Annotated in this window: 20 protein-coding genes, 1 pseudogene and 1 riboswitch; of the genes and pseudogenes, 14 read left to right on the top strand and 7 right to left on the bottom strand. The window is 60.7% G+C overall.

All coding sequences use genetic code 11. The features are described 5' to 3' along the window. Positions 1-29: 29 nt before the first annotated feature. From WGT02_RS23950 to WGT02_RS23930, 5 genes are all read right to left on the bottom strand, one after another. The gene (locus tag WGT02_RS23950) at positions 30-1,097 is read right to left on the bottom strand and encodes an ABC transporter ATP-binding protein (RefSeq protein ID WP_024318492.1); all 1,068 of its coding nucleotides are present in this window, start codon (positions 1,095-1,097) and stop codon (positions 30-32) included. 99 nt (positions 1,098-1,196) lie between these two features. Then, entirely contained in the window at positions 1,197-1,973 is a 777-nt protein-coding gene (locus tag WGT02_RS23945; RefSeq protein WP_208247085.1) for an SDR family oxidoreductase, read from the bottom strand. 1 nt (position 1,974) lies between these two features. Beyond that, on the bottom strand, positions 1,975-2,958 hold the full coding sequence (denD, locus tag WGT02_RS23940) for a D-erythronate dehydrogenase (RefSeq protein ID WP_208247083.1): 984 nt from the start codon (positions 2,956-2,958) through the stop codon (positions 1,975-1,977). 40 nt (positions 2,959-2,998) lie between these two features. After that, entirely contained in the window at positions 2,999-3,775 is a 777-nt protein-coding gene (locus tag WGT02_RS23935) for a FadR/GntR family transcriptional regulator (RefSeq protein ID WP_024318495.1), read from the bottom strand. A gap of 1,099 nt (positions 3,776-4,874) precedes the next feature. Beyond that, a complete protein-coding gene (locus tag WGT02_RS23930) occupies positions 4,875-5,990 on the bottom strand; it encodes an IS630 family transposase (RefSeq protein ID WP_208245192.1) in 1,116 nt (371 codons plus the stop codon). Between the two features lie 28 nt (positions 5,991-6,018). Between WGT02_RS23930 and WGT02_RS23925 the strand changes: the two genes are divergently transcribed. Then, positions 6,019-6,303: a LexA family transcriptional regulator gene (locus tag WGT02_RS23925; RefSeq protein WP_225039569.1), complete on the top strand. Its 285-nt coding sequence runs from the start codon at positions 6,019-6,021 to the stop codon at positions 6,301-6,303. 407 nt (positions 6,304-6,710) lie between these two features. Here the strand turns inward: WGT02_RS23925 and WGT02_RS23920 are convergent, their stop codons facing one another. After that, positions 6,711-6,857 (bottom strand): DUF1127 domain-containing protein, encoded by a 147-nt coding sequence (locus WGT02_RS23920; RefSeq protein ID WP_003552150.1) that lies wholly within the window; start codon positions 6,855-6,857, stop codon positions 6,711-6,713. A gap of 504 nt (positions 6,858-7,361) precedes the next feature. On the opposite strand from WGT02_RS23920, the pseudogene WGT02_RS23915 reads away from it, so the two are divergent. The 13 genes and pseudogenes from WGT02_RS23915 to WGT02_RS23855 form a co-directional block, all read left to right on the top strand. Further along, positions 7,362-7,772, top strand: a pseudogene (locus WGT02_RS23915) (GSU2403 family nucleotidyltransferase fold protein); the annotation flags it as partial. A 14-nt stretch (positions 7,773-7,786) separates the two neighbouring features. Next, the gene (locus WGT02_RS23910) at positions 7,787-8,149 is read left to right on the top strand and encodes a helix-turn-helix transcriptional regulator (RefSeq protein WP_112334139.1); all 363 of its coding nucleotides are present in this window, start codon (positions 7,787-7,789) and stop codon (positions 8,147-8,149) included. Positions 8,150-8,395: 246 nt separating this feature from the next. Then, positions 8,396-9,541, top strand: a complete 1,146-nt coding sequence (locus WGT02_RS23905) for a Xaa-Pro peptidase family protein (protein WP_024316055.1) — start codon at positions 8,396-8,398, stop codon at positions 9,539-9,541. A gap of 159 nt (positions 9,542-9,700) precedes the next feature. Further along, complete coding sequence (locus tag WGT02_RS23900) at positions 9,701-10,213, top strand: GrpB family protein (protein WP_208247081.1); 513 nt, start codon at positions 9,701-9,703, stop codon at positions 10,211-10,213. Between the two features lie 782 nt (positions 10,214-10,995). Then, a riboswitch (guanidine-I (ykkC/yxkD leader) is annotated at positions 10,996-11,104 on the top strand. A gap of 76 nt (positions 11,105-11,180) precedes the next feature. Next, positions 11,181-12,254, top strand: a complete 1,074-nt coding sequence (locus tag WGT02_RS23895) for a putative urea ABC transporter substrate-binding protein (protein ID WP_208247079.1) — start codon at positions 11,181-11,183, stop codon at positions 12,252-12,254. 63 nt (positions 12,255-12,317) lie between these two features. Next, complete coding sequence (locus WGT02_RS23890; protein ID WP_208247077.1) at positions 12,318-13,136, top strand: ABC transporter permease; 819 nt, start codon at positions 12,318-12,320, stop codon at positions 13,134-13,136. Beyond that, positions 13,133-13,960 (top strand): ABC transporter ATP-binding protein, encoded by an 828-nt coding sequence (locus tag WGT02_RS23885; RefSeq protein ID WP_208247075.1) that lies wholly within the window; start codon positions 13,133-13,135, stop codon positions 13,958-13,960. Before WGT02_RS23890 ends, WGT02_RS23885 begins: the two co-directional genes overlap by 4 nt. Beyond that, complete coding sequence (locus WGT02_RS23880; RefSeq protein ID WP_024316050.1) at positions 13,957-14,775, top strand: urea amidolyase associated protein UAAP1; 819 nt, start codon at positions 13,957-13,959, stop codon at positions 14,773-14,775. Before WGT02_RS23885 ends, WGT02_RS23880 begins: the two co-directional genes overlap by 4 nt. 13 nt (positions 14,776-14,788) lie before the next feature. After that, entirely contained in the window at positions 14,789-15,439 is a 651-nt protein-coding gene (locus WGT02_RS23875; protein ID WP_024316049.1) for an urea amidolyase associated protein UAAP2, read from the top strand. 1 nt (position 15,440) lies between these two features. Next, positions 15,441-18,980: an urea carboxylase gene (uca, locus tag WGT02_RS23870; RefSeq protein WP_208247073.1), complete on the top strand. Its 3,540-nt coding sequence runs from the start codon at positions 15,441-15,443 to the stop codon at positions 18,978-18,980. Then, complete coding sequence (gene atzF, locus WGT02_RS23865) at positions 18,980-20,797, top strand: allophanate hydrolase (protein ID WP_208247071.1); 1,818 nt, start codon at positions 18,980-18,982, stop codon at positions 20,795-20,797. Before uca ends, atzF begins: the two co-directional genes overlap by 1 nt. 466 nt (positions 20,798-21,263) lie before the next feature. Next, the gene (locus WGT02_RS23860; RefSeq protein WP_024316046.1) at positions 21,264-22,796 is read left to right on the top strand and encodes an FAD-dependent oxidoreductase; all 1,533 of its coding nucleotides are present in this window, start codon (positions 21,264-21,266) and stop codon (positions 22,794-22,796) included. Between the two features lie 367 nt (positions 22,797-23,163). Next, the gene (locus WGT02_RS23855; protein WP_162392088.1) at positions 23,164-23,406 is read left to right on the top strand and encodes a hypothetical protein; all 243 of its coding nucleotides are present in this window, start codon (positions 23,164-23,166) and stop codon (positions 23,404-23,406) included. A gap of 210 nt (positions 23,407-23,616) precedes the next feature. Here the strand turns inward: WGT02_RS23855 and WGT02_RS23850 are convergent, their stop codons facing one another. After that, complete coding sequence (locus WGT02_RS23850; protein ID WP_176703589.1) at positions 23,617-23,787, bottom strand: hypothetical protein; 171 nt, start codon at positions 23,785-23,787, stop codon at positions 23,617-23,619. Between the last annotated feature and the right edge of the window lie 26 nt (positions 23,788-23,813).

The raw sequence follows: 23,813 nt of genomic DNA, 5'->3' as shown, positions 1-23,813 counted from the left end.
TTCCCTCGCGCAGCGAAAACGGGGCGGTATCAGTCGATCAGCCGGGCTCCGGTTTCGGCATCGAACAGGTGAACGTGATTGGCATCGATCGACAGGTGGATTGCCTCTCCCGGCCGCACGTTCACGCGTTCGCGGAAAATACAGGTGACGTCGGTTCCGCCGAAGCGCACGATCATCTGCGTTTCGTAGCCGGTGGGCTCGATAACCGCGACACTGGCGGCAAACCCGTTCGGGTCGAGCGACATATATTCCGGCCGCAGGCCGTAAATGAGATCGCGCCCTCGTCCCGCCGAGGGCGGCCGCGCGACCGGCAGCGCCGTGCCATCGGTTGCGATGAAGCTGTTTGGATTTTGCGGATCGAGCCGGCCCTTGATCATGTTCATCGCCGGCGAGCCAATAAAACCGGCGACGAAAAGATTGGCGGGGCTGTCATAGAGATCAAGCGGGGAACCGATCTGCTCGACAATGCCGTCATGCATGACGACGATCTTGTCGGCCATGGTCATCGCCTCGATCTGGTCATGCGTGACGTAGACGGTCGTCGTTTTCAGCCGCTGGTGCAGTTCCTTGATCTCGGCGCGCATTGCTACGCGCAGTTTCGCATCGAGGTTGGACAGCGGTTCGTCGAAGAGAAACACCTGCGGATCACGCACGATCGCCCTGCCCATGGCCACGCGCTGGCGCTGGCCGCCGGAGAGCTGGCGCGGATAGCGGTCGAGCAGCTTGGAAAGTCCCAAAATTCCGGCCGCGGTACCGACGCGCTTCTCGATCTCGGCTTTCGGCGAGCCGTTCAGCATCAGGGAGAAAGCCATATTGTCGGCGACCGTCATATGCGGGTAGAGCGCATAGTTCTGGAACACCATGGCGATATCCCGATTTTTGGGCGGCAGGGCGTTGACCACCTTGTCGCCGATGAGGATCTCGCCTGCCGAAATGTTTTCAAGCCCGGCCAGCATTCGCAGAAGCGTCGATTTCCCGCAGCCCGAGGGGCCGACAAGGATGACGAATTCGCCATCCTCGATTTCGATGTTCACGCCCTTGATGACGGGAATGGCTCCGAATGATTTTCTGACATCGACGAAGTCAACGCCTGCCATATGCTTTCCTCCCTGTGAATTTCATTCTGCAATCGGCGGATTGTCCGGCGGCTTCCTCATGCCGTTCTCAGACACCGTCCGGTTCCCTCTCGACTGCCCTTACCCTCGCCCCACCAACGGCATCTTCGTCGCCATGACCGTCATCGTCAGCACATTCGCTTCGAGCGGCAGGCTTGCCATGTAGACAACGGCCTCGGCGATATGCGCGACCGGGATCGTCGGCTCACTGGCGGTCTCGCCATTGGCCTGCAACACCCCGGAATTCATCTTCGACGTCATGTCGGTTGCGGCATTGCCGATATCGATCTGGCCGCAGGCGATGTCATATTTGCGCCCGTCGAGTGCGGTCGACTTGGTCAGCCCGGTGATCGCATGTTTGGTTGCGGTGTAAGGCGCGGAGTTCGGCCGTGGCGTCTGGGCCGAAATCGAGCCGTTATTGATAATCCGCCCGCCGCGCGGCGCCTGCGCCTTCATCAGCCGGAACGCCTGCTGTGTGCAGAGAAAGGCACCCGTGAGGTTGGCGGCAAGAATACCGCTCCATTGCTCGAAGGTCACATCTTCCAGCGACACTGGCGGCACGGTGGAACCGGCATTGTTGACCAAGAGGTCGAGCCGGCCGAACTGCGTGCGGATCGCTTCGAAAAGGCGAGCGACCGCAGCCGGGTCGCCGATATCTGCGACGATCGCCTGCACGGCTCCTCCCGTTTGCGCTGCTATGTCGCCAGCGGCTTTATCGAGCACGTCGGCGCGCCGGCCGGTGATGACGACGGTATACCCCTCCGCGCTTAAGGCCTCGGTGATGCCGCGTCCCACGCCCGTGCCGCCGCCCGTCACCAATGCGATCTTGCCTTCGCCGGATTTCAAAGCGCGGACCATCTCAGATATCTCCTGCGAGTTCGTCTTCGATATGTATCCTGATGATCTCGTCGAAGTTGGTTTCGGCTTTGAAACCCAGTTCGCAAGCACGCCGCGCGTCGAAATCGGTCGCCCAGCCTGAAACAATCGAGCGGATAACCGGGTCGGGCTCACGGCGGATGAGCTTGACCGCCTTCTCACCGGCCACACGCCGGAGCGCCTCGATCTCTTCACCAACAAGGGCAGAAAGGCCAGGCATAGTCAGATTGCGTCTCGGGCCGATCGCGGACGTATCCATCCGCGCGGCATGAATGAAGAAATCGACCGCCGAACGCGGGCTTGCAAACCAGTGGCGCACGTTCTCGTCCACCGGCAATACCGCCTCCTGACCTGCCAGCGGCTCGCGGAGAATATTGGAAAAGAAGCCGGACGCCGCCTTGTTGGGTTTGCCGGGGCGGATGCAGATCGTCGGCAGGCGGATGCCGACGCCATCGAAAATGCCGCGCCTCGAATAGTCGGCGAGAAGCAGTTCGCAGATCGCCTTTTGCGTGCCGTAGCTCGTCAGTGGCGTGGTAAAGAACTCGTCGCCGATCTTTTCAGGGAAAGGCTTTCCGAAAACGGCGATCGACGAGGCGAAGATGACGCGCGGAACATAGGGCTCGCGCAAACCCTCATGGCGGATCGCCTCGAAGAGCGCCCGCGTTCCGTCAAGATTGACCTTGTAGCCCTTGTCGAAATCAGCCTCGGCCTCACCGGAAACGATCGCCGCGAGATGGAAGATCACGTCGGGGCGCAAAGCGACCAGTTTCCCGGCGGCCTCCTCGGTTGAAAGATCAAGCGCGAGTGCCTTCGCGACCGGCGACAGCCCTTGAGGCACTGGCGGCTCGATCACATCCACCAGCGTTAGCCTGGAAATATCGTAGCCAAGCGCGTCTTCCTCTGAGGCGAACTTCTCCACCAGCTTGCGGCCGACCATCCCGGCCGCTCCAATCACCATCACATGCATTTCCGGCGAACCTCCCCGTCTGCTGCCCGGCTCAGCCGCATCAGCCTGCCGTCCCGCTCTTGTTCTTTTCCCGTTTTTTCTGCGCACTGCCGCCAACCAGTTCCTTCGTCGTGTCGTAGATCCGGGTGAGATGCTGGCGAAATGCGGCGATCACCGTCTCCCGGTCGCGCCGCTCCAGTGCCTTCACGATCTCGGCGTGGTCGTCATAGCTGGCATCGATAGCGCCCGGCCGTGACATCGCGCTGCGCCGGTAGTCCATCATGTACGTGTAGAGATCGGTGACGAAATCGGAGAGCAGCGGGTTTCCGCAAGCCCGATAGATCCCGATGTGGAATTCGCGGTCGCAGATCAGGAAGCGCATGGCGTCATCGCCACAAAGCTTCTGCGCTTCGAGCAGGCTTTTGAGCTTGCCCAGCGTCTCTTCATCAATCCGATCGGCCGCATCGCCGACGACCTTCAGCTCGATATGCAGCCGGGCCGCATGAACATCGTCGAGATCATAGCTGTCGATGGCGTTGGGCGAAGCGATGGTAACGGTCAGATGGCTCAGATCGACATCGCAGACCCGCGTGCGGCTGCCCTGAGACACCTCGACGAAGCCGCGCGCGGCGAGCGTCTGGATGGCACCGCGCACAGTCTCGCGGCTGACATGAAGCACATTGGCGAGTTCCCGTTCACCCGGCAAGACGTCGCCGGGGCGCAGCATGTTGGTGGCGATTAGCACCATCAGCTTGTCGGCGATGAGGTCACGAGCCGTGCGCCGGTCGAGACTCTGCCCGACCTTTGGCATCTGCGTGAGTATCGGGCTGTCGTCCATCACCGTCTTCACCCCCAACTGACCCACTGGTTGGTCCAGCAGATCAGTTCTCATGGAGCCGCGAAAAATATGACCAGTCAAGACAGGTTCGTTGCTGCACCGCATCAAAAATCGGCCCTGGAACGGCGCCGCTGCCCGTCACCTTGCGCTTCGGTGGTCGACGGGAGCGGCAGCGATGACGATCGGGCGCGGCGTGGCAATGGCTGATTCAAAAATGACCGAGCATCGGCGGATCGCCCCTCGATGCGCTCAAGGCAGAATCGATGAAGTCATTGAGGCTGCTCCGCGGGATTTCGATCAGTCGTGAAGCTCGATCCGAAGATCGTCAACGCACTCGCCCTCCAGTTCCAGCCGCAATCTTATCTTCGCGCAATGCCCCTTGCTTATATGGCGAGTCCGCTGGGCATGGGCTTCGGAAACACGCGATTTCAAGTCCCGATCGCAAATTTCGACTCGTCTATATCGCTCGCGATCTTGCTACGGCGAGAGATCCATGTGCTCTGCCGAAATTACGCTCTCCTTTCGCTATTAGGGAAGTCGATCCTTGATGATCTTGCCAGAAGGACTAGCCAACCAGCGCAGCTTCAAACGCGTAGTCGAAAAGAGCACCGCGCTCCTCCGCCGAATGTCCCGACTCTCGGTACAACGGCTTAACGTTTCCAGATTGCTTCAATGGTCTCTCCGCTGAAGGTTCTTGCGACGGCCGAGCCGGCGACATGATGCAAAGCCATGAGGGTGTTTGATGACCGATCATATCATCACGTAAATGGATTATAGCGATCTGCTGCGCTGACAAGGCTTGAGCGGCCAGGCCCGTCGCTGGGCAAGCGCAATCCCTCGATTTATTGAACAGCGCTTGGCAGGGCAAACGGCCGCTTGCTTTTGACGGTTCCCGAAAATAGCGCTTTCCGATTGGCCTTGAGTGAAAGGTTTGGAAAGCCTCACGAGATAACGATCGGCTCCGGGTGGCAGATCGGCATAGCCGGGACCCAGAATAATCTGCAGATCCGAATGCGCCTTCCGAACACACAACCTCAGCCCGCGACGCGACGCAGGAACAGCGACAACTCGATCGCAACCTAGTGCCGCGCCACAGAGATTATGACTCTTTGACGGGGTAAGCTTTGCGGAGCTTTTGGCGGGCTTTTTCGGTTGTGAACATCCATTGGATCTTTGCGCCATTAGCGTTGCGTTGCTGCTCCCAGGCTGCGACTTCGGCGATTATGGTGTCTTTATTGTCGATACGACGGTCGAGGCATTGGCTGCGCAGGACACCGATCTCGATCTCGACCATGTTGAGCCAACTGGCGTGCTTGGGCGTGTGGTGGAACTCCAGTCGCTTCAGCACCCTTCGAGCCTCCGGGGCTGGAAATGCGTCGTAAAGCGCCCCGGCGGAATGGGTGGAGAGGTTGTCCATCACCACGCGGATGATCGGGGCGTCGGGATAATCGACGTCGACCAGTTCGCGCATGCACTGGGCGAAGTCTTGGTTGGTTCGCCGATCGGTGACCTTCACCCTGCGCCAGGGCTGGTGGGCGTCCATGAAGACAAACAGATTGACCGTGCCGTTTCGGCGATACTCGCAGTCGTAGCGTTCAAGCTGGCCAGGCTTGGCCGCAATGGGCTCGCGCACTTCGCCGATGAGTTGGGTCGGGCTCTCGTCGAAGCAGACCACGGGCCTTTGTGGATCAGGCGTCTCTGCGTAGAGGTCGAGAACATCCTCCATGCGCGCGACGTATTCCCCATCGAGCTTTGGGATGCACCACATGTCTTTGCGCCAAGGTTTGAGATGATTCTCAGCCAGCCGGCGACGTACGGTCTCCGAGGACAACTCGTCATGATCGGTGAGTCGGACCATCTCATCGGCCAGAAGCTCCAGGGTCCAGCGGGCTCGCCCGGGCGGCGGCTTTGAGCAGGCGGTCGCCACCAACAGCGCCTCCTCCTTGCTCGATAGCTTGCGCTCAACACCCGGGCGCGGTTCTTCACTGAGCGCGCCTTCCAGATTGGCTTCCACAAACCGGCGCTTGGTCCGGTAAATCGTCGATCCGCTGACGTTCAAGGTTGCCGCGATCACCTCGTCGCTGAAGCCTTCGTCCGCCGCCACCAGGATCTGGGCGCGCTTGATCTTGCGCGACGCATGGCGTCCCCCGCTCAACAAAACGGCCAGTTGATCACGTTCCGATTGGCTAAGCTCTACGTGAAACTTTATATTCATCGACACCTCCTTCAGCGCGGAGACGCAGATGAATCCGAAAATGAGTCCCTCACTTGACCCGCAAGCCGCAACGGCAAGACATGGCCTTACGCAAGTCCAAGGCCAGTACCTGGCCTTCATCTACGCCTACAGCCGCATCTTCAAACAGCCTCCGGCCGAAGCCGACATGCGTCGCCACTTCGCCGTTACGGCTCCGTCTGTTCACCAGATGGTGCTGACCCTCGAGAAGGCAGGATTTATATCCCGCGTGCCAGGCGCAGCACGCAGCATCCAACTTCTCATCCCACCAGAAGACTTGCCCATTCTACGATAACCCAACCCGTCATAATCTCTGTGGCGCGGTACTAGTGCGGGAACCAAGGCTCCGAAAACGAAAAAGCCTGCCGCGGGAGGAGGTGCGGCAGGCTTTTCGAAAAGAACCGAACAGCGACTGGGAGGAGGAGTGCCGCCGTTCCTACAGACGCCCTTGGGAGGAGGAGTGGGCCGTCTGAAACTCGAAGCTTTGCGGGAGGAGGTGCATCGCTTCGATGGCTGTCATCATACACCGACCATAAACCGTGCCAATGCCTTATGCTGCACTGCAGCTATGCAAAAAATACAAGTCGGAAAGGCTGACGAACAGAGCAAGGATCCAACCGATCTTAGACGCGGACGATCAACGCAAAAACGCCCGCGTCATCAGCGGGCGTCGAGCAGTCTTAAAGACCAAATGCTGTGCGGTTAGCGCGCGATCGATGCGCGGGCAACGCTGCGGATGTCGGCGCGGTCAATACCGAGGTCCTGCAGTTCGCGGCTGGACATGCGGCCAAGTTCGGTAACGGTCTGACGGAACTTGCGCCAGTTGTTGAAAGAGCGTGCTACGTTCATGATGATCCCCTTTCCTGAGGCTTGTCTGACGTCAGCAACCTTGCTTGGTTCCGGCGTCGTTTCGATGATTGGAATATAGATGTTTCAATCGGTTTAAACCAGCGACAATCCCTCACCCCACCTATGCGCACAACGCATAGGATCTTCCTTTTTCGCGGGGAAATGCCTGTTTTTAAGCCCGGAGCGATCAAAAGCTGGCGGGCGCGCAGTTGTTGGCATCTGCGCCCAGCATGGAAACGCGATCCGCGACGACCTGCGTGCCGGCCTCGCCGCGTTGCCCATCTGGATGCAGAAATTTTTACGAGGCTTGCTTGGACAAGCCGATAGGAGCGCTCAATCAATGACCACACTCGCCTACACCTCTACCAGTGCTGGAGCGGCAGGCGGAAAGTATTCCACGAGCGGCAATTCCCAACCGTCATATGACGCCAGCCTCCTATGACCGCCTCGTTGTACGGTGCAGTCCGTCAAGCAGATCTCCGCACGATGCTCGACTTCGACAACATGCCCACCCTCGGCGGGGCGTCGGCGGAAAACCTCCGGTTCCTCGATTACCTGATCTACGAGCCTGTGAGGACCGTCCTGCTGCACAGGGAAGGCGTGAGCGTAATTGTCCCGGCTCCCGAACGGTATGCCGTCCACGAGCTCATCGTGGCCTCCAGACGGCTCCCAGACGCGCTCGGGCGGGCAAAGCGGGAAAAGGACCTCCTGCAAGCCTCGCTGCTCACACAGGCGCTCGCAGAGACGCGGCAAAGCGGCCTCCTTGCCGATGCCTACAAAGAGGCATGGGATCGCGGGAAAGCGTGGCAGGAGGCCATTATCGCCGGACGGTCGGCCATGCCCGACCATGGCAAGGCGGCACTGGCGGCGGCCATGAGCGTTCCGGTAGAAGAACTCGGCAAGGTCAAGGCGTAGCACGCGTGTGAGACATGAATGACCGTGGAATCAGGAAAACGAAGGGTGGGGCAATCCATCCCCAGATCGAACGCGTCATGCGGAAGATCGGGGAGGACATCTCCGTTGCCCGTCGCATCAGGAGGATCGCGGCCGACGACTTTGCACGACGTATCGGAATCTCTCGGGCCACCTTGCACCGATTGGAGAACGGGGACCCCAGGTATCGCGTTCAACACTCTGGCGATGGCGCTGCGCGCGCTTGGCCGACTGGATGCCTTGGCGAACATCGCAGATGCGGCGAACGATCATGTTACGATGATGCAGATGAAAGACGCTGCCCCCAAGCGGATCACCAAGCCACGCCCCTTGCGGCCGCCCCCCGAAGAGTCCGGTGACACGAACAAGGCCGACAACGCAGCTCAGAAAGCCCCGAGCAAATGCGTTGGTTTCTGACCGAATTTCGCCTGATAGCCGCGTTCGAAGTCGGTTCTCGTCTGGCTACCGATAAGGACACCGGGGATGGTGTATTGGCCGATGAGGATGTTGCAACCCGGGATAAGCTTGTCGACAATTTGCCTACAATTGACCTATGCTTGGAATCGAGTGTCTCATTTCGGCATTGATTGCAGGTAGATAATAGCGTGTTACATTCGGTCTGGTCTCATCCCGTCGCAGCAATTAAGGAAGGCGAGCGTCACAGTCGCCTGTCGCGCCTTCGTGACCGCATGCAGGCGAATGGCGTTGCGGCTACCTTCCTTGGGCCAGGTGAGAGCCTGCGTTACTTCACCGGCCTCGTCTGGCATCTTAGCGAGAGGCTGCTCGGTGCAGTTGTGACGGACGAGAAACTCACCTACATCGTCCCCGGCTTCGAACGTAGTCGCGTTGAAGCACTGCCCCACCTGCCCGGCGACATCCTCAGTTGGGAAGAGGAAGAAAATAGCGTTGGGCTCGTTGCGCGATTGGTCGGCCCATCCGGCAAGCTTTCACTCGACGACGCACTCCCCTTGGCCTTCTATCACGCATTCGCCGAAGAGATGGGTGCAGCACGGCTTATCGACGGCGGGCCCATCCTGCGCACGCTACGGGCGGTCAAGTCGCCGGGCGAGATTGCCCTGATACAGTATGCGATGAACATTACTTTGGGCGTCCACCGTGAAGTCCGCGACACAATCACGCCCGGCATTGCCGCGTCGGAAGTCGCCCGCTTCATCGACCAAAAGCATCGCGATGCGGGTGCCGACAATGGCTCCAATTTCTGCATAGTGTCATTTGGATCGGCGACATCGCTGCCGCATGGCGCCGATGGTGAGCAGATCTTGGAGCCGGGAGACGTCATCCTCGTCGATACAGGCTGCCGCATTGACGGATATCACTCCGATCTGACGCGCACTTACATGCTTGACGGCGGCGATGGCGAATTCGAGCGTGCCTGGGCAATAGAGCGTGAGGGGCAGGAGGCTGTGTTCGAGGCAGCAAAGCTGGAGGCACCCTGCGAAAGCCTTGACGCTGCCGCTCGCAACGCATTTGCCCAGCATGGCCTTGGCCCGGATTATCGCCTGCCCGGCTTGCCGCACCGCGCCGGTCATGGCCTTGGCCTCGAAATCCATGAGGCTCCGTTCATCGTCCGCGGTAACAGAACACCACTTGCTCCCGGCATGTGCTTTTCGAACGAGCCAATGATCGTCTTTCCCGGTGCATTCGGCATTCGACTAGAGGATCACATCTATATGACCGAAGACGGTCCACATTGGTTCACGACGCCGGCAAAAGGTCCAACGGAGATCTGAGGTGGCACTTGCGGCCGTACGAACTCCTCCTCGCAGTGCCGACCTTTGCCGATAGGTCGGCGCGCCATCTTCCATTGGCGGCATTGCATCAACCAGTATCAAGGCGGCGGTGGTTAAGGACGCTCACAATCGCACTTTCGCCGGAAAAGGGAAGCGGATATGCCCGAATTGGTCGAACTGGTACCTTACGACGCCAGCTGGCCTGATCATTTCTTGAGGATCGCGGACGCTCTGAAGAGCCTGTTGGGGAGTGCTGTTATCGCTATCGAGCACATCGGCAGCACGGCAATCCCTGGCTTATCAGCCAAGCCCATGATCAACGTCGATGTTATCTTGCCAACGGTTGGCGATGTGCTTCAAGCGAACAGCCTAATGGTCATTGCAGGATATGAGCCTCGAGGCAACCGCTACGACAAGGATGTATTCGCGTTCATGAAGCGAGCCACCGTCCCGAAACAGCGCATCTATCTATGCCCTGAAGGAAGCGAGACGCACCGCCGTCGAATCGTGTTTCGAAATTACTTGATCGCGCATCCGGAAACGTCAGCCGCCTACGAAGCGCTGAAACTTAGTCTGGCCAAGGAGTTCGCCTATGACGGCGATGGTTACACGGCAGCGAAAGCCTCGTTTGTTAGCAATGTCGTGGACACTGCCCGCGCGGTTAAACAGTGAGCCCGCATCCCTTTGCTCGAGCTTTCAAGCAACCGAGAGTTACGCCATAGCTCCTTGTCCTTTCGTTCGCAAACAGCACTTCAAATCAGAGCAGGCAGGCATACCGATTCTATGAACGGGCCTCATTGTGCAACGAACCTCGCCTCCTGCCCCGACTTTTATGTCCTGATCTCGCCGTCCTTGAGCTCGGCGAGCGTCCTGGCCGGGACGATCTGGCAGTCGGTAGCATCGAATTGCAAGGGCATTGTTCGCGATCCTCACGCAGGCTTGATCATTTCGCGGGCATAGTCGAGGCCGATGCCATAGCCACCCGCCGTGGTCTACGACGATGCCGCAGGCGGCCTCTTATTCTTCGGACCAACGATATTGTGGAGTCCCTTAAAATGGTGACGGGCCAGTTAGTGGCACGAAGGCCGCGCTTCGAGTTTACGCTCTCCACTTTGGCCCCCGATAGTACCCTGCGGAGTTTAGTCAACGACCTTAAGAATCCCGAGGAATGTCGCCATCCCGGTGTCGGGGTCGCTTAAAGCGCATAGCCGCGTCCATTCCCCGATGTCACCTCCGCGAGGCGGAGAGCGGCCTTGCATCAATTCGGGATATATTGATCTGAACCCTTCAAACTGGACCGTTTTTGGTTAGAGTTTTCCGGTTACATCCTCGCCGATCAGTGCTCAAACATTGAGCAGATGCTATCAACTGTAGACAGTCCTAGATTCTTGCGCGAACAGAAATGATAGAAATCAATAGTTTATAATTTGGCACGCCTCTTGCTTCGAAATTGCTGAGTTGGTGGCTAGGGTTCCGGCGCTTCAAAAAGCGTGCTGGTCCGAGAGCTGCCGCTGGTGGGGAGAAATCCCACTGGATGCACGGCGGGACAAAAGCCCGGGAGACCTCGTAAGCCAAGGGATTGGCGGCGCGATGGTCTTTGCCGATCCCTTTTTGAAAAAAAGCAAAAGGGGAATTTCAAATGCAGACTTTTTCGAAGCTTCTTTCCATCACCGCCCTGTCAGCTTCCCTGATGCTTGGCTTTGGCACCTCCGCCGATGCCGCGCAGAAGACCGAGTTCAAGGTTGCCTGGTCGATCTATGTCGGATGGATGCCCTGGGGTTATGCGGCCGATCACGGCATCGTCAAGAAATGGGCCGATAAATACGGCATCAAGATCGAGGTCACGCAGTTCAACGACTACGTCGAATCGATGAACCAGTATACGGCCGGCGCCTTCGATGCTGTGACGCTCACCAATATGGACGGTCTCTCGATCCCGGCCGCCGGCGGCGTCGATACGACGGCCGTCATTGTCGGCGACTTCTCGAACGGCAATGATGCCGTCATTCTCAAGGACAAGAGCGCGCTTGCCGACATCAAGGGCCAGAACGTCAATCTCGTCGAATTTTCCGTCTCGCACTATCTGCTTGCCCGCGCGCTCGAGAGCAGCAAGATGACCGAGCGCGACGTGAAGGTGGTCAACACCTCCGATGCCGACATGGTCGCCGCCTATAAGACAGCTGACGTGACCGCAGTCGTTACCTGGAACCCGCTGGTCTCGACCATTCTCGAGGACCCCTCCGCCAAGAAGGTGTTCGATAGTTCGCAGGTGCCGGGCGAGATCATCGACCTGATGGCCGCCAATACGGGCGTGCTGAAGGACAATCCGAATTTCGGCAAGGCGCTTGCCGGTATCTGGTATGAGACCGCAGCCCTCCTGACTGCCGACAGCGCCGACGGCAAAGCCGCGCGCGAGGCGATGGGTTCGGCATCGGGCACCGATCTCAAGGGTTTCGAGTCCCAGCTTGCGGCCACCAAACTGTTTGCCAAGCCGGCCGATGCTGTCGCTTTTACCGCATCTGGGAGCCTGCCGAAGACGATGGATCTCGTCCGCAACTTCCTGTTCGAGAAGGGCTTGCTTGGCAATGGCGCGCCGTCCGCGGACGTGATCGGCATCGAAATGCCGGACGGCAAGATTCTCGGCGACAGTGGCAACGTCAAGCTGCGCTTCACCGAGACCCACATGAAAGCAGCCGCCGACGGTTCGCTCTGAGCGACGTTTAAGCAGCGGCGTGGCCTTGCCCGCGCCGCCATTCTTCATCTGCGGAGCTTCCCTATGCGTTGGATCAACACGAGGCCGAGCCGAGGTGCGCAGCTTGCCTTGATGCTGCTGCCCTTCTTGCTGCTGATCGTTAGCTACACTTTTGGCTCGGCGGCGCGGCTGGCGGAAAACGCCAATGACAAGCTGCTGCCCGGTCTTACAGGTTTTGCCGAGGCGATCGATCGCCTGGCCTTCGTCGCTGATCCGCGCACAGGCGAATACCTGCTCTGGTCCGATACGGGGGCGAGCCTGGTGCGCCTGTTTGCAGGCCTCGGCATTTCGACCGTCACTGCGCTCGTCATTGGCATGCTGATCGGCATGCTGCCTTATCTGCGAGCGCTGCTTTCGCCTTTCGTCGCCGTGATCTCCATGGTGCCGCCGCTGGCGCTGCTGCCGATCCTCTTCATCGCCATGGGGCTTGGGGAAGCCTCCAAGATCGCGCTCATCGTCATCGGCGTTGCGCCGACGATGATCCGCGACCTTGCGCTGAAGGCGCTGGAACTGCCGCGCGAACAGATCGTCAAGGCTGAATCGCTCGGCGGCTCTTCCTGGCAGATCGGCCTTCGCGTCGTTCTGCCGCAGATCCTTCCGCGACTGATCACCTGCCTCAGACTTCAGCTCGGTCCCGCCTGGCTATTCCTGATTGCAGCCGAGGCAATCTCGTCGGATTCCGGCCTCGGCTACCGTATCTTCCTCGTGCGCCGTTATCTCTCGATGGACATCATCTTTCCCTATGTCGTCTGGATCACGCTGCTCGCCGTGGTCATGAATTATATCCTCGATCGCATCCGGATCGCTCTCTTCCCTTGGTCGGAGTTGGAGAAGCAGGCATGAGCGAACTGGTGATCGAAAAGGTCTGGAAGGAATATGGCGACCAGATCGTGCTTGAGGATGTGTCGCTGACAGTTGCCTCGCGTGCCTTCGTCGCCCTCGTCGGTCCGTCCGGCTGTGGGAAGACGACGTTCCTGCGCATGCTGCTCGGCCAGGAGCGGCCGACCCGGGGCGCAATCCTGCTCGACGGCGAACCGCTGCCGCCCGAGCCCGGGCCGGACCGCGGCGTTGTCTTCCAGCGCTACTCGGTGTTTCCGCATCTGAGCGTACTCGGCAACGTACTGCTCGGTCGCGAATTCTCCGCTTCCCGCTATAAGGCTAAGCTTTTCGGTACTGCCCGTCGCCGCGCGGTCGACGAAGCCCGGCGGCTGATCGGCGAAGTCGGCCTTTCCGGCGCCGAGGACAAATATCCGGCGCAGCTTTCGGGCGGCATGCAGCAGCGCCTGGCGCTGGCGCAGGCCCTTATCATGAAGCCGAAGGTGTTGCTACTCGACGAGCCTTTCGGCGCGCTTGATCCGGGCATCCGCGCCGAAATCCACGCACTGATGAAGCGGCTCTGGCACGAAACGCAGATGACCGTCGTCATGGTGACGCACGACATGCGCGAGGCCTTCACGCTTGCGACGCGCGTCGTCGCCTTCGAGCGTCGCCGCGACCGTCCAGAGGAAAAGGAGCGCTACGGCGCAACCATCACCAAGGACATTTCCATCTGGCCGCCACGCCTTGCCGGCACGCCATCGATCTTCAGCCCCGACCGGGACGGCCCGGTCGCTTCCCTGGGGCATTGCCGGGACGACCTGGCTTCGTCAGGAGAAATCCAACCGTGACACATGTCAGACGTTCGCCGGAAGAAATAGCCGCCAACCGCGCGCGCTACGAGGAACATCAAAGGAAGGGGCTCGAATTCGCGCCGAAGGCCTTACCGGGAGCAAGCCGATTGCCTGCGCCCGAGATCGCGCCCGACAAGATCGTCCACCGCGAAGTGATCCCCGGGGGCTGGTACTGGTCGACCCGTGTCAAGAAGAACGAAGTGTTACGCGTCAGCCTCGATCACGGCTTCTCGACGATCTCCCTCGTCGCCTGGAGCGCTGCCGATACGAGCGAGCGGCTGAATCTGCCTGACACGGTGAAGGTGCAGTGGACGACTGCTCTCGGCAAGGGCCGGGTGATCTTCTCCGACATGGGCCGGGTGATGTTTTCGGTGACGGAAGACTCCTGCGGCGCCCATGATGGACTGATGGGCGGCTCGACCTCTGCGTCGAACGCGGCAAAATACGCAGACGGCACGCGCAATACCCGTGACAACTTGATCCTGCTTGCGACCAAGGCCGGGTTCGACAAGCGTGACATTCCGCCGGCGCTGGCGCTCTTTGCCCCCGTCCGCGTCGATCAGGACGGCGCCTTCCTGTGGAAGCCGGAACTTCTGCATGGAGGCGATTATGTCGAGCTGCGCGCCGAGATGGATATGATCGTCGGCTTTTCCAACTGCCCTCACCCGTTCGATCCGGACAAGGTTTACCGGCCGAATCCGGTGACCGTCACCCGCGTCGCAGCGGTCGAGCCTCCTGCCGACGACCTTTGCCGGACCGCGACTGCTGAAGCCGTACGCGGTTTTGAAAACAACACGCTGGCGGCATTGTGAGGGGAGCAAGACCATGACCGATTTCATCCAGACAGCACCCTTCCGCACGCTCGAGAACGCCGTGCAGGATCACTTCATTGCCGCCGAAGCACCGTTCTCGACGGTTATCCGCAAGGGCCAGATGTTGCGCATCGAGGACACATACGGCCAGCAGGCGATCGACACCCTCTTCTATAGCGCGGAAGACTATTGCGAGCGCTATTCCAACCAGGACACGATGCGCGAACAGGGCGCAGCCTATATCTCGACCGGCACCAAAATCATCTCCAATGAAGGCCGGGTGATGCTGACCATGGCCGCCGACAGTTGCGGTCGCCACGATACCTCAGCCGGCGCCTGCTCCTGCGAGAGTAATACAGTCCGCTTCGGCAATGGCACCAAATATCTCCATGCCTGCCGGGACAATTTCGTTCTCGAAGTATGCAGGCACGGCATGAGCAAGCGCGATGTCGTCCCCAACATCAATTTCTTCATGAACGTACCCATCGAGCCGAGCGGCGAGATGACGATCGTCGACGGGATTTCCGCACCGGGCGACTATGTGGAGCTGAAAGCGGAAATGGATGTCCTGCTCGTCATCTCCAATTGCCCGCAGATCAACAATCCTTGCAACGGTTTTGATCCGACACCGATCCGAGTGCTGGTCTGGGACAGCGAGGTCTGACATGTTCAAGAAGGTTCTGATCGCAAACCGGGGCGAAATCGCTGTCCGGATCATCAAGACGTTGCAGCGCATGGGTATTGCCTCCGTCGCCGTCTATTCGGAAGCCGACCGCTTTTCCAAGGCTGTACTGATGGCGGACGAGGCGGTACGGCTCGGTCCGGCACCGGCGTCCGAAAGCTACCTCGACGTCGACGCCGTCATCGCTGCCTGCAAGGCGACCGGTGCCGAAGCCGTGCATCCGGGCTACGGCTTCCTGTCGGAGAATATCGGCTTTGCCGAGCGGCTGGCGAAGGAAGGCATTGCCTTCATCGGCCCGACGCCCGGCAATATCGCCGCCTTCGGGCTGAAACATACTGCCCGCGAGCTGGCGCGCGAAAGCGGTGTGCCGCTACTTCGCGGCAGCACACTGTTGGAGACGAGCGACGACGCGCTCACGGCCGCGACCGACATCGGCTATCCGCTGATGCTGAAATCGACCGCCGGCGGCGGTGGCATCGGCATGCAGCTTTGCGACAACCCCGAAAGCCTGAAGGCAGCCTTCGAGAGCGTGCAGCGTACCGCGCGCGCAAGCTTCGGCGATGCCCGCGTCTATCTTGAACGCTTTGTCGCCAGGGCCCGCCATGTCGAAGTGCAGATTTTCGGCGACGGCAATGGCCGGGTGATCGCACTTGGCGAACGCGACTGCTCTTTGCAGCGCCGGAACCAGAAGGTGATCGAGGAGACGCCAGCGCCGGGGTTGTCCGACGCCGTTCGAACCCGCCTGCATGCAGCGGCCGTCGCCCTCGGCGCCTCCGCCCACTACCGGTCGGCGGGAACGGTCGAATTCATCTATGATCCGGCTGGCGAGGAATTTTATTTCCTTGAGGTCAACACCCGGCTGCAGGTCGAGCATCCGGTCACCGAAGCGGTCTTCGGCATCGATCTCGTCGAGTGGATGATCCGCCAGGCCGCGGGCGAAGACGTGCTCGCCGGCAAGGAGAATCTCGTTCCCAAGGGTGCTGCCATCGAGGCGCGCATCTATGCCGAAATGCCGCATGCCGGGTTCAGGCCAAGTGCTGGACTTCTGACCGAGGTTGTCTTTCCCGAAAACGTGCGTGTCGACGGTTGGATCGAGACGGGCACAGAGGTAAGCTCCTATTACGATCCCATGCTTGCCAAGGTGATCGTGAAGGCTAAGGATCGCCCCGCCGCAATCGAGGCACTCGGCAAGGCGCTCGAGGACAGCGCGATTTCCGGGATCGAGACCAATCTCGATTATCTGAAAGCGATCGCGGCTTCCGATCTGCTGGCGAGCGGCAATGTGGCAACGACGGCACTCAAGGATTTTGTCTTCGTGCCGGATGTCGTCGAAGTAATAGCGCCGGGCGCTCAATCGAGCCTGCAGGAACTGCCCGGACGGCTGGGTCTCTGGCATGTCGGGGTGCCGCCAAGCGGACCGATGGACGAACGATCCTTCCGCCATGCCAACCGGGTGCTCGGAAACGCCGACGAAACGGCGGCACTCGAGATTACCGTCTCCGGCCCTGTGCTCAAATTCTTCTCGGATGTCACGGTCGCACTGGCCGGCGCACAAATGCCGATGACACTCGACGGCACGCCGGTTCAGCACGGCATGGCAATCCTCGTAAAGGCGGGCCAAACGCTTGCGATCGGGGCGATCGCCGGTGCCGGGCAGCGCTCCTATCTCGCCGTCGCGGGCGGGTTCGCGGCCCCGGAAGTGCTCGGTTCGCGCGCAACCTTCGGCCTGGGCAAGTTCGGTGGTCATGCCACGGGAACGCTTCGCGCCGGACATGTGCTGCGGCTGGCGCGTGTTCCGCAGTCAGTATCAAAGCCGGCTAATGAGCCAGTCCGGCTCACGCGCGACTGGGAGGTCGGCGTGCTCTACGGTCCCCATGGCGCTCCCGATTTCTTTCTGGAGGAAGATATCGAAACGCTGTTTGCCACCGAATACGAGGTTCATTTCAACAGCGCCCGCACCGGCGTGCGCCTGATCGGCCCCGCGCCAAAATGGGCGCGCGCCGACGGCGGCGAAGCGGGACTTCATCCATCCAACCTGCACGATAATGCCTATGCGGTGGGCGCAATCGACTTCACCGGCGACATGCCGATCATTCTCGGCCCCGACGGCCCAAGCCTCGGCGGCTTCGTCTGCCCGGCGGTGATTGCTCGCGACGAGCAATGGAAGATGGGTCAGTTCAAACCGGGCGACAAGATCCGCTTCCGTGCTCTAAAACGCGCCGAGGACCCGATCGCCGGGCCGATGGTGAAGCGCATCGGCGACGATGCCGGTGCCGCGATCATCGGACGCAACGAGGTGGGACCGGTCCCCGTGGTCTATCGCCGCCAGGGCGACGACAATCTGCTGGTCGAGTACGGACCGATGCAGCTCGATATCGCGCTGCGCCTGCGCGTGCATCTGCTGATGCAGGCGATCACGGACGCGAAGCTTCCGGGGCTCGTCGATCTCACGCCCGGCATACGGTCGCTGCAGATCCACTATGATGGAACCGGTCTTACCCGCACGCGCCTCGTTGGCCTCTTGACCGAGATCGAGGCTTGCCTGCCGCCGGCGCAGGCGGTGAAGGTCCCGAGCCGGGTCGTGCATCTGCCGCTCTCCTGGAACGATCCCGACGCCGAACTTGCGATGCGCAAATACCAGGAGCTTGTCCGCCCCAATGCGCCATGGTGCCCGTCGAATATCGAGTTCATCCGCCGCATCAACGGCCTGGCCGACGAACAGGCGGTGCGCAACATCGTCTTCGACGCCAGCTATATCGTCCTCGGGCTCGGCGACGTCTATCTCGGCGCGCCGGTGGCCACACCGATGGACCCGCGCCATCGTCTGGTGACGACCAAATATAATCCGGCCCGAACCTGGACGCCGGAAAACGCCGTCGGCATCGGCGGCGCCTATATGTGTATCTACGGCATGGAAGGTCCGGGCGGCTATCAGCTTTTCGGCCGCACGATCCAGGTCTGGAACACCTGGCACCAGACGCCAGTCTTTTCCAAGGAAAAGCCCTGGCTGCTCGACTTCTTCGATCAGATCCGCTTCTTCCCCGTGAGCCATGAGGAACTGACCGAGGCGCGCGCCGCCTTCCCTCACGGCGGCTATCCGATCCGCATCGAGGAGACCGAATTCAGCTATGCGGCCTATGAAGCGGAGCTTGCCGTCAACGCGCAGGCCATCGGCGCCTTTAAGGCCAACCAGCAATTGGCCTTCGAGGCCGAACGCCAGCGCTGGAAGGATTTCGGCCTCGACAGTTTTGTCGTCGACGAGGCCGGCACCGGTCCTGGGCTTGGGGGCGATATTCCAGAAGGCTGCTTCGGCATCGAAAGCGCCGTGCCCGGCAACGTCTGGAAGATCCTCGTCGAAGAAGGCCAGCCGGTCGCCTCCGGCGAGACGCTTGCCATCATCGAATCCATGAAGATGGAAATCAATGTGACCGCCCATGCCGCCGGGCGCGTCCGCGATCTGCGCGCGGGCCCCGGCCGCAACGTGAAAGCCGGCGATGTCCTCGTCGTCTTGGAGGAAATCTGATGCTCCCTGCTATTCTCGATCTCGCTTCGCTCAAATCCACCTATGCATCGGGATTGTCACCTCTCGATCTCGTCGAGGAAGTGATCATCCGCCGCAATGCTTCCGACGATCCGGCGATCTTCATCATGCCGACGCCGGACGATATGCTGCGCGACGCCGCCAAGGCGCTGATGGCCCGCGCGCCCAATCCCAACAGTCTTCCGCTCTGGGGCATCCCTTTTGCGGTCAAGGACAATATCGATGTGGCCGGGCTTCCGACGACGGCCGCCTGCCCGGCCTTCGCCTATCATCCCGACATGGACGCAACGGTGGTGGCACGGCTCAAAGCCGCCGGCGCGCTGGTGATCGGCAAGACCAATCTCGACCAGTTCGCCACCGGCCTCAACGGCACGCGCTCGCCCCACGGCGCGCCGCGCTCGGTTTTCGACAAGGACTATGTGTCGGGCGGCTCGAGTTCGGGCTCGGCGGTTGCCGTCGCTTCGGGCCTGGCGAGCTTCGCGCTCGGCACCGACACGGCCGGTTCCGGCCGCGTGCCGGCGGCCTTCAACAATCTCGTTGGCATCAAGCCGACGCCTGGGCTGGTGCCGAACGTCGGCGTCGTGCCTGCCTGCCGCAGCGTCGACGTCGTCACCATTTTTGCCGCGACGGTTGGCGATGGCGTTGCGATCCGCAAGGTGATGGAAGGCTATGACGCCGCCGATCCGTTCTCGCGCAAAGCGGCTCCCGCCAGCCTGCCCGCCTCGGGCCTCCGGATCGGCGTGCTTGACGGGGCCGAGCGGGAATTCTTCGGCAACAGGCAGGTCGAAGCCCTCTATGACGCCGCAATCGAAAGAGCACGCGTGCTCGGCGCCACCATCGTTGCCTTCGACTATGCGCCGTTCCGGCAGGCGGCCGAACTGCTCTACAACGGCCCCTGGGTCGCCGAACGGCTGGCGGCCGTGAAGGATTTTCTCGCAACGAACGCCGGCGACTTCGATCCCACCGTGCACACCATCATCGAGGGCGCCAAAGCCTACGACGCCGTTGACGCCTTCGAGGGCCGATACAAGCTCGAAGCGCTACGCCAGAAGACCAGGGAAGAGTGGGGGAAGGCGGATATCCTGATGCTGCCGACCTCGCCGACCACCTACACGGTCGAAGAGATGAAGGCGGATCCAATCGTGAAAAACGGTCATTTCGGGCGATACACCAACTTCGTCAATCTGCTCGATTGCGCGGCAATCGCCGTTCCGGCCGGTTTTGACGCGCACGGCCACCTGCCGGCCGGTGTGACACTGATCGGCCCGGCGTTTACCGACGATGCCCTTGCCTCATTCGCCGACGCCATGCACCGGACGTTGAATGCGGGAATGGGCAAGGATCGTGTGGCCAAAATCCCCGAGGCAAGTCGTGTGCCGCAAGCCGATGACGGCTCGGTGCCGATCGTCGTCGTCGGGGCACATCTGAGCGGCATGCCGCTCAACCACGAACTCGCCTCTTCGGGCGGATACCGGCTGAAAACTTGCCGAACGGCGGGCGACTACCGTCTCTTCGCGCTGTCTGGAACCGTCCCCCCCAAACCAGGATTGGTGCGCGATCCAAGCTTTGCGGGCAAGGGTGTGGAGGTCGAGGTCTGGGCACTGTCACCCGAAGCCTTCGGTCGCTTCGTCCAGAAAATCCCTGCACCGCTTGGCATCGGCAAGATCTCACTGGATGACGGCACCGCGGTCTCGGGCTTCCTGTGCGAAGCCCATGCCATTGTTGATGCGCTGGATATCACCGACTTCGGCGGTTGGCGAAACTATCTCCGTGCCAAGGCCGAAACAACAGCTTCCTGAGACAAGAGCGGTAAAATGAAGGCATTTCTACTGACGACGTTCCATGTGATCCGCGATGGTGTCGTTGCCCGAAAGCTCGCTATCGGGCTGCCTCCTTTGGCCGCCTCCGACAGCCGTAAGGGGGACGAAAGATGCTGTCGCGGTAATTGGTGATCTTGATTGGACGGGTGGCGGTGCGATGGCACAAACATTGCGACCACCGACCATTTCGCCGAGCCTACACTTTTCGCGGCGTTGTCGCTGGATCGCGGCAGTGTAGGGACGGCTCCCTCAGCCCGAAATCGATGCCGTTCATTTGTACTGCGAGAGCGACCGCACCTGACTTCATCAGGAAAATTCCACTCAACTGCACACCAAATTCATTTGCCTAAGAGTTGGAATAGCGGAAAATTGAAGGGAAGCTTGCTTCTGGGCAGCCGAGTGTCGCAAGGGACGACACCGGCAGCCGCCTTTGAGGGAGAAGAATATGGCGGATAACCGTTCAGACCCGAGCGGGCCCGATCTTGCCCTCGGCATTGCGCTCACCGATCTTCCCGATGGCGGCAAGCTGGTCGGCCATCGCGACGGCGAGCCCGTGCTTCTGGTGCGTCGCGGCGCAGAGATATTCGCCGTCGCTGCCACCTGTTCGCACTATGGCGGGCCGCTGGTCGACGGTCTCGTGGCCGAGTACGGCGTCCGCTGCCCCTGGCATCACGCCTGCTTCGACTTGCGCACCGGAGAGGCCCTGGGTGCGCCTGCGCTATCACCGCTCGCTTGCTGGCCCGTCGAGCAGCGCGGCGAAAGGATTCTCGTTGGCGAGAAGCGAAAGAAACAGTCGCCCGCCCCGCGCCAAAACAATGCCGGGCTGCTCCCAGAAAGGATCGTCCTCGTCGGCGGTGGCGCGGCAGGCTTTGCCGCAGCCGAGAGATTGCGGCGTGTACAATATCAGGGCGCCATCGTCATGATTAGCGACGACGAGGCACTGCCCGTCGACCGCCCAAACCTTTCGAAGGACTATCTCGCGGGCAAGGCGCCCGAAGACTGGATCCCGCTGCGCAAGGAAGGCTTTTATGCCAGGAACGGCATCGACCTGCGCCTCGGAACCAAGGTTGCCGCCATCGATGTCCGTGCCAGCGAGGTCGTGCTCGCCGATGGAGCTCGGGTCGCCTTCGACAAATTGCTGCTCGCGACCGGCGCCGAACCGGTGCGCCTGACCATCCCCGGCGCCGGCCAGCCTCATGTCCACACGTTGCGCTCGCTTGCCGACAGCCGCAGGATTATCGCGCAGACCGGCGCGGCGCGGCACGCTGTCGTGCTCGGCGCCAGCTTCATCGGCCTCGAGGTTGCCGCCGCTCTTCGGACCCGCGGTGTTAAAGTGCATGTGGTGGCGCCCGACGAACGCCCGATGGGACGGGTTCTGGGCCCCCAGATGGGCGACTTCATCCGCGCCCTGCATGAGGAAAATGGCGTCGTCTTCCACCTCGGGGATACTGCGGCGAGCATCGACGCGAGCGAGGTCCGGCTGAGCAGCGGCGGCACCCTGGCCGCCGACATCGTCGTTGCTGGTATCGGCGTGCGGCCGCGGGTCGATCTCGCCAAAGCAGCCGGTCTCGCCACCGATCGGGGCGTCCTGGTCGATGCCTATCTCGAGACCAGCGTGCCAGGGATATATGCGGCCGGCGATATCGCGCGGTGGCCCGACCCTCACAGCGGCGAGAACATCAGGGTGGAGCACTGGGTGGTGGCGCAGCGGCAGGGGGCTGCCGCGGCCCTCAATATGCTCGGACGCCGGAAGAAGTTCACGGATGTGCCGTTCTTCTGGAGCCAGCATTACGACATTCCGATCAACTATGTCGGCCATGCCGAGGAATGGGACGCGATCGAGGTCGAGGGGGACGTTGCCGCGAGGGACTGCCTCCTGCGCTTCAAGCGCGGCGGACGCGTTCTGGCGGTTGCCACGATCTTCCGCGATACCGAAAGCCTCCAGGCAGAACTGGCGATGGAGCAGAACAAAGCCTAGAGTGATGGGATCATGCAGCATGACCTCTGATCAGGGGCCGGTCGGACGGCTGCTCCCCTGAATGTGCCACACGAGAATGCCGGCAAGCCCCATGAGGTTGATCAGGACGAGCGGTAGGAAATGATCTTCGCCGAACATAGCAGAGCTCACCAGCAGTGACTTTCAACGATCAGGAAAAGGGCCGGATGCCGCAGGCGGCAGCTGGCCCTTTCGCCTACTTCTTGATCGGGATGGTCAGGTCCATCAGATCGGAATCGACGACGAGACCGCCGGTAGCTTCGCCGGTTCGGTCTCGCTGGCATTCTCGCTGACGCCGTGGCGGTCTCCCGGTATTTCAGAGAAGCTTTCGCCCGATGGCGTTATGTTGATGCCCTGGCTGGTTTTTGTCGACCGTCCCGCTCTAGGTCTGGTCGCAGGCGAAGTTGTCGATGAAGTTGCTCCACTCGCTGCTCGTTCCGCTACCCTGCCAGTAGGAATGAAATACCTGCAACGGAGCGACAGGTTCGGCGTAGCTTGGCAAATTCGCGGATTTGTAGCCCTTCCTTTTGTCGCGATCCTTGCTCGCGACAATATGGCGATAAAAGGCAATTTCATCGACATTTCAGCATGACATGTCGACAAATCTGCGGAACGCGGACATGTCATTGGATCCTAAACGGCCCTATCGCTGGTGATGCAATTTTGGCCTCTCGGCGAATGTAGATCACCGCTGGGATTGGAAGTGTGCTGCGTCCAGGTTCAGCCTGTCAGGCTCGGCTGCTCGCGCTTGCCAATGGAGCCACGATCAGTCTCGCTGGCTCCATCCGCACGACAACGCTTGTCAGAGATTTGGCGATAAAAAGGCGTCGTCGCAGCTATAGCCGATGTTTTTCGTCAGATCGTGTCCCTCGAACTTCTCGGCGAAATAGCGCTCGCTGTAGGAGAGGTTGTGGCGGGACGATGAGATGATCTCTTCCGAGCGCAGATTCTGGATATCGATCTCGCTCTTCAAGGACAGTCGACTCCTTCGCAGGACGA

Origin of the sequence: Rhizobium sp. T1470 (genome assembly GCF_042140505.1) — a bacterium.
Lineage (GTDB): Bacteria > Pseudomonadota > Alphaproteobacteria > Rhizobiales > Rhizobiaceae > Rhizobium > Rhizobium favelukesii.
This window is presented reverse-complemented; position numbering and strand designations above follow the sequence as displayed.

What these genes read in the sequence shown, in the direction of transcription:
- WGT02_RS23950 (WP_024318492.1), bottom strand. Translation starts at nt 1,097, where the DNA reads ATGGCAGGCGTTGACTTCGTCGATGTCAGAAAATCATTCGGAGCCATT.
- WGT02_RS23945 (WP_208247085.1), bottom strand. Translation starts at nt 1,973, where the DNA reads ATGGTCCGCGCTTTGAAATCCGGCGAAGGCAAGATCGCATTGGTGACG.
- denD (WP_208247083.1), bottom strand. Translation starts at nt 2,958, where the DNA reads ATGCATGTGATGGTGATTGGAGCGGCCGGGATGGTCGGCCGCAAGCTG.
- WGT02_RS23935 (WP_024318495.1), bottom strand. Translation starts at nt 3,775, where the DNA reads ATGGACGACAGCCCGATACTCACGCAGATGCCAAAGGTCGGGCAGAGT.
- WGT02_RS23930 (WP_208245192.1), bottom strand. Translation starts at nt 5,990, where the DNA reads ATGAATATAAAGTTTCACGTAGAGCTTAGCCAATCGGAACGTGATCAA.
- WGT02_RS23925 (WP_225039569.1), top strand. Translation starts at nt 6,019, where the DNA reads ATGAATCCGAAAATGAGTCCCTCACTTGACCCGCAAGCCGCAACGGCA.
- WGT02_RS23920 (WP_003552150.1), bottom strand. Translation starts at nt 6,857, where the DNA reads ATGAACGTAGCACGCTCTTTCAACAACTGGCGCAAGTTCCGTCAGACC.
- WGT02_RS23910 (WP_112334139.1), top strand. Translation starts at nt 7,787, where the DNA reads ATGAATGACCGTGGAATCAGGAAAACGAAGGGTGGGGCAATCCATCCC.
- WGT02_RS23900 (WP_208247081.1), top strand. Translation starts at nt 9,701, where the DNA reads ATGCCCGAATTGGTCGAACTGGTACCTTACGACGCCAGCTGGCCTGAT.
- WGT02_RS23895 (WP_208247079.1), top strand. Translation starts at nt 11,181, where the DNA reads ATGCAGACTTTTTCGAAGCTTCTTTCCATCACCGCCCTGTCAGCTTCC.
- WGT02_RS23890 (WP_208247077.1), top strand. Translation starts at nt 12,318, where the DNA reads ATGCGTTGGATCAACACGAGGCCGAGCCGAGGTGCGCAGCTTGCCTTG.
- WGT02_RS23885 (WP_208247075.1), top strand. Translation starts at nt 13,133, where the DNA reads ATGAGCGAACTGGTGATCGAAAAGGTCTGGAAGGAATATGGCGACCAG.
- WGT02_RS23875 (WP_024316049.1), top strand. Translation starts at nt 14,789, where the DNA reads ATGACCGATTTCATCCAGACAGCACCCTTCCGCACGCTCGAGAACGCC.
- uca (WP_208247073.1), top strand. Translation starts at nt 15,441, where the DNA reads ATGTTCAAGAAGGTTCTGATCGCAAACCGGGGCGAAATCGCTGTCCGG.
- atzF (WP_208247071.1), top strand. Translation starts at nt 18,980, where the DNA reads ATGCTCCCTGCTATTCTCGATCTCGCTTCGCTCAAATCCACCTATGCA.
- WGT02_RS23860 (WP_024316046.1), top strand. Translation starts at nt 21,264, where the DNA reads ATGGCGGATAACCGTTCAGACCCGAGCGGGCCCGATCTTGCCCTCGGC.
- WGT02_RS23855 (WP_162392088.1), top strand. Translation starts at nt 23,164, where the DNA reads ATGCCCTGGCTGGTTTTTGTCGACCGTCCCGCTCTAGGTCTGGTCGCA.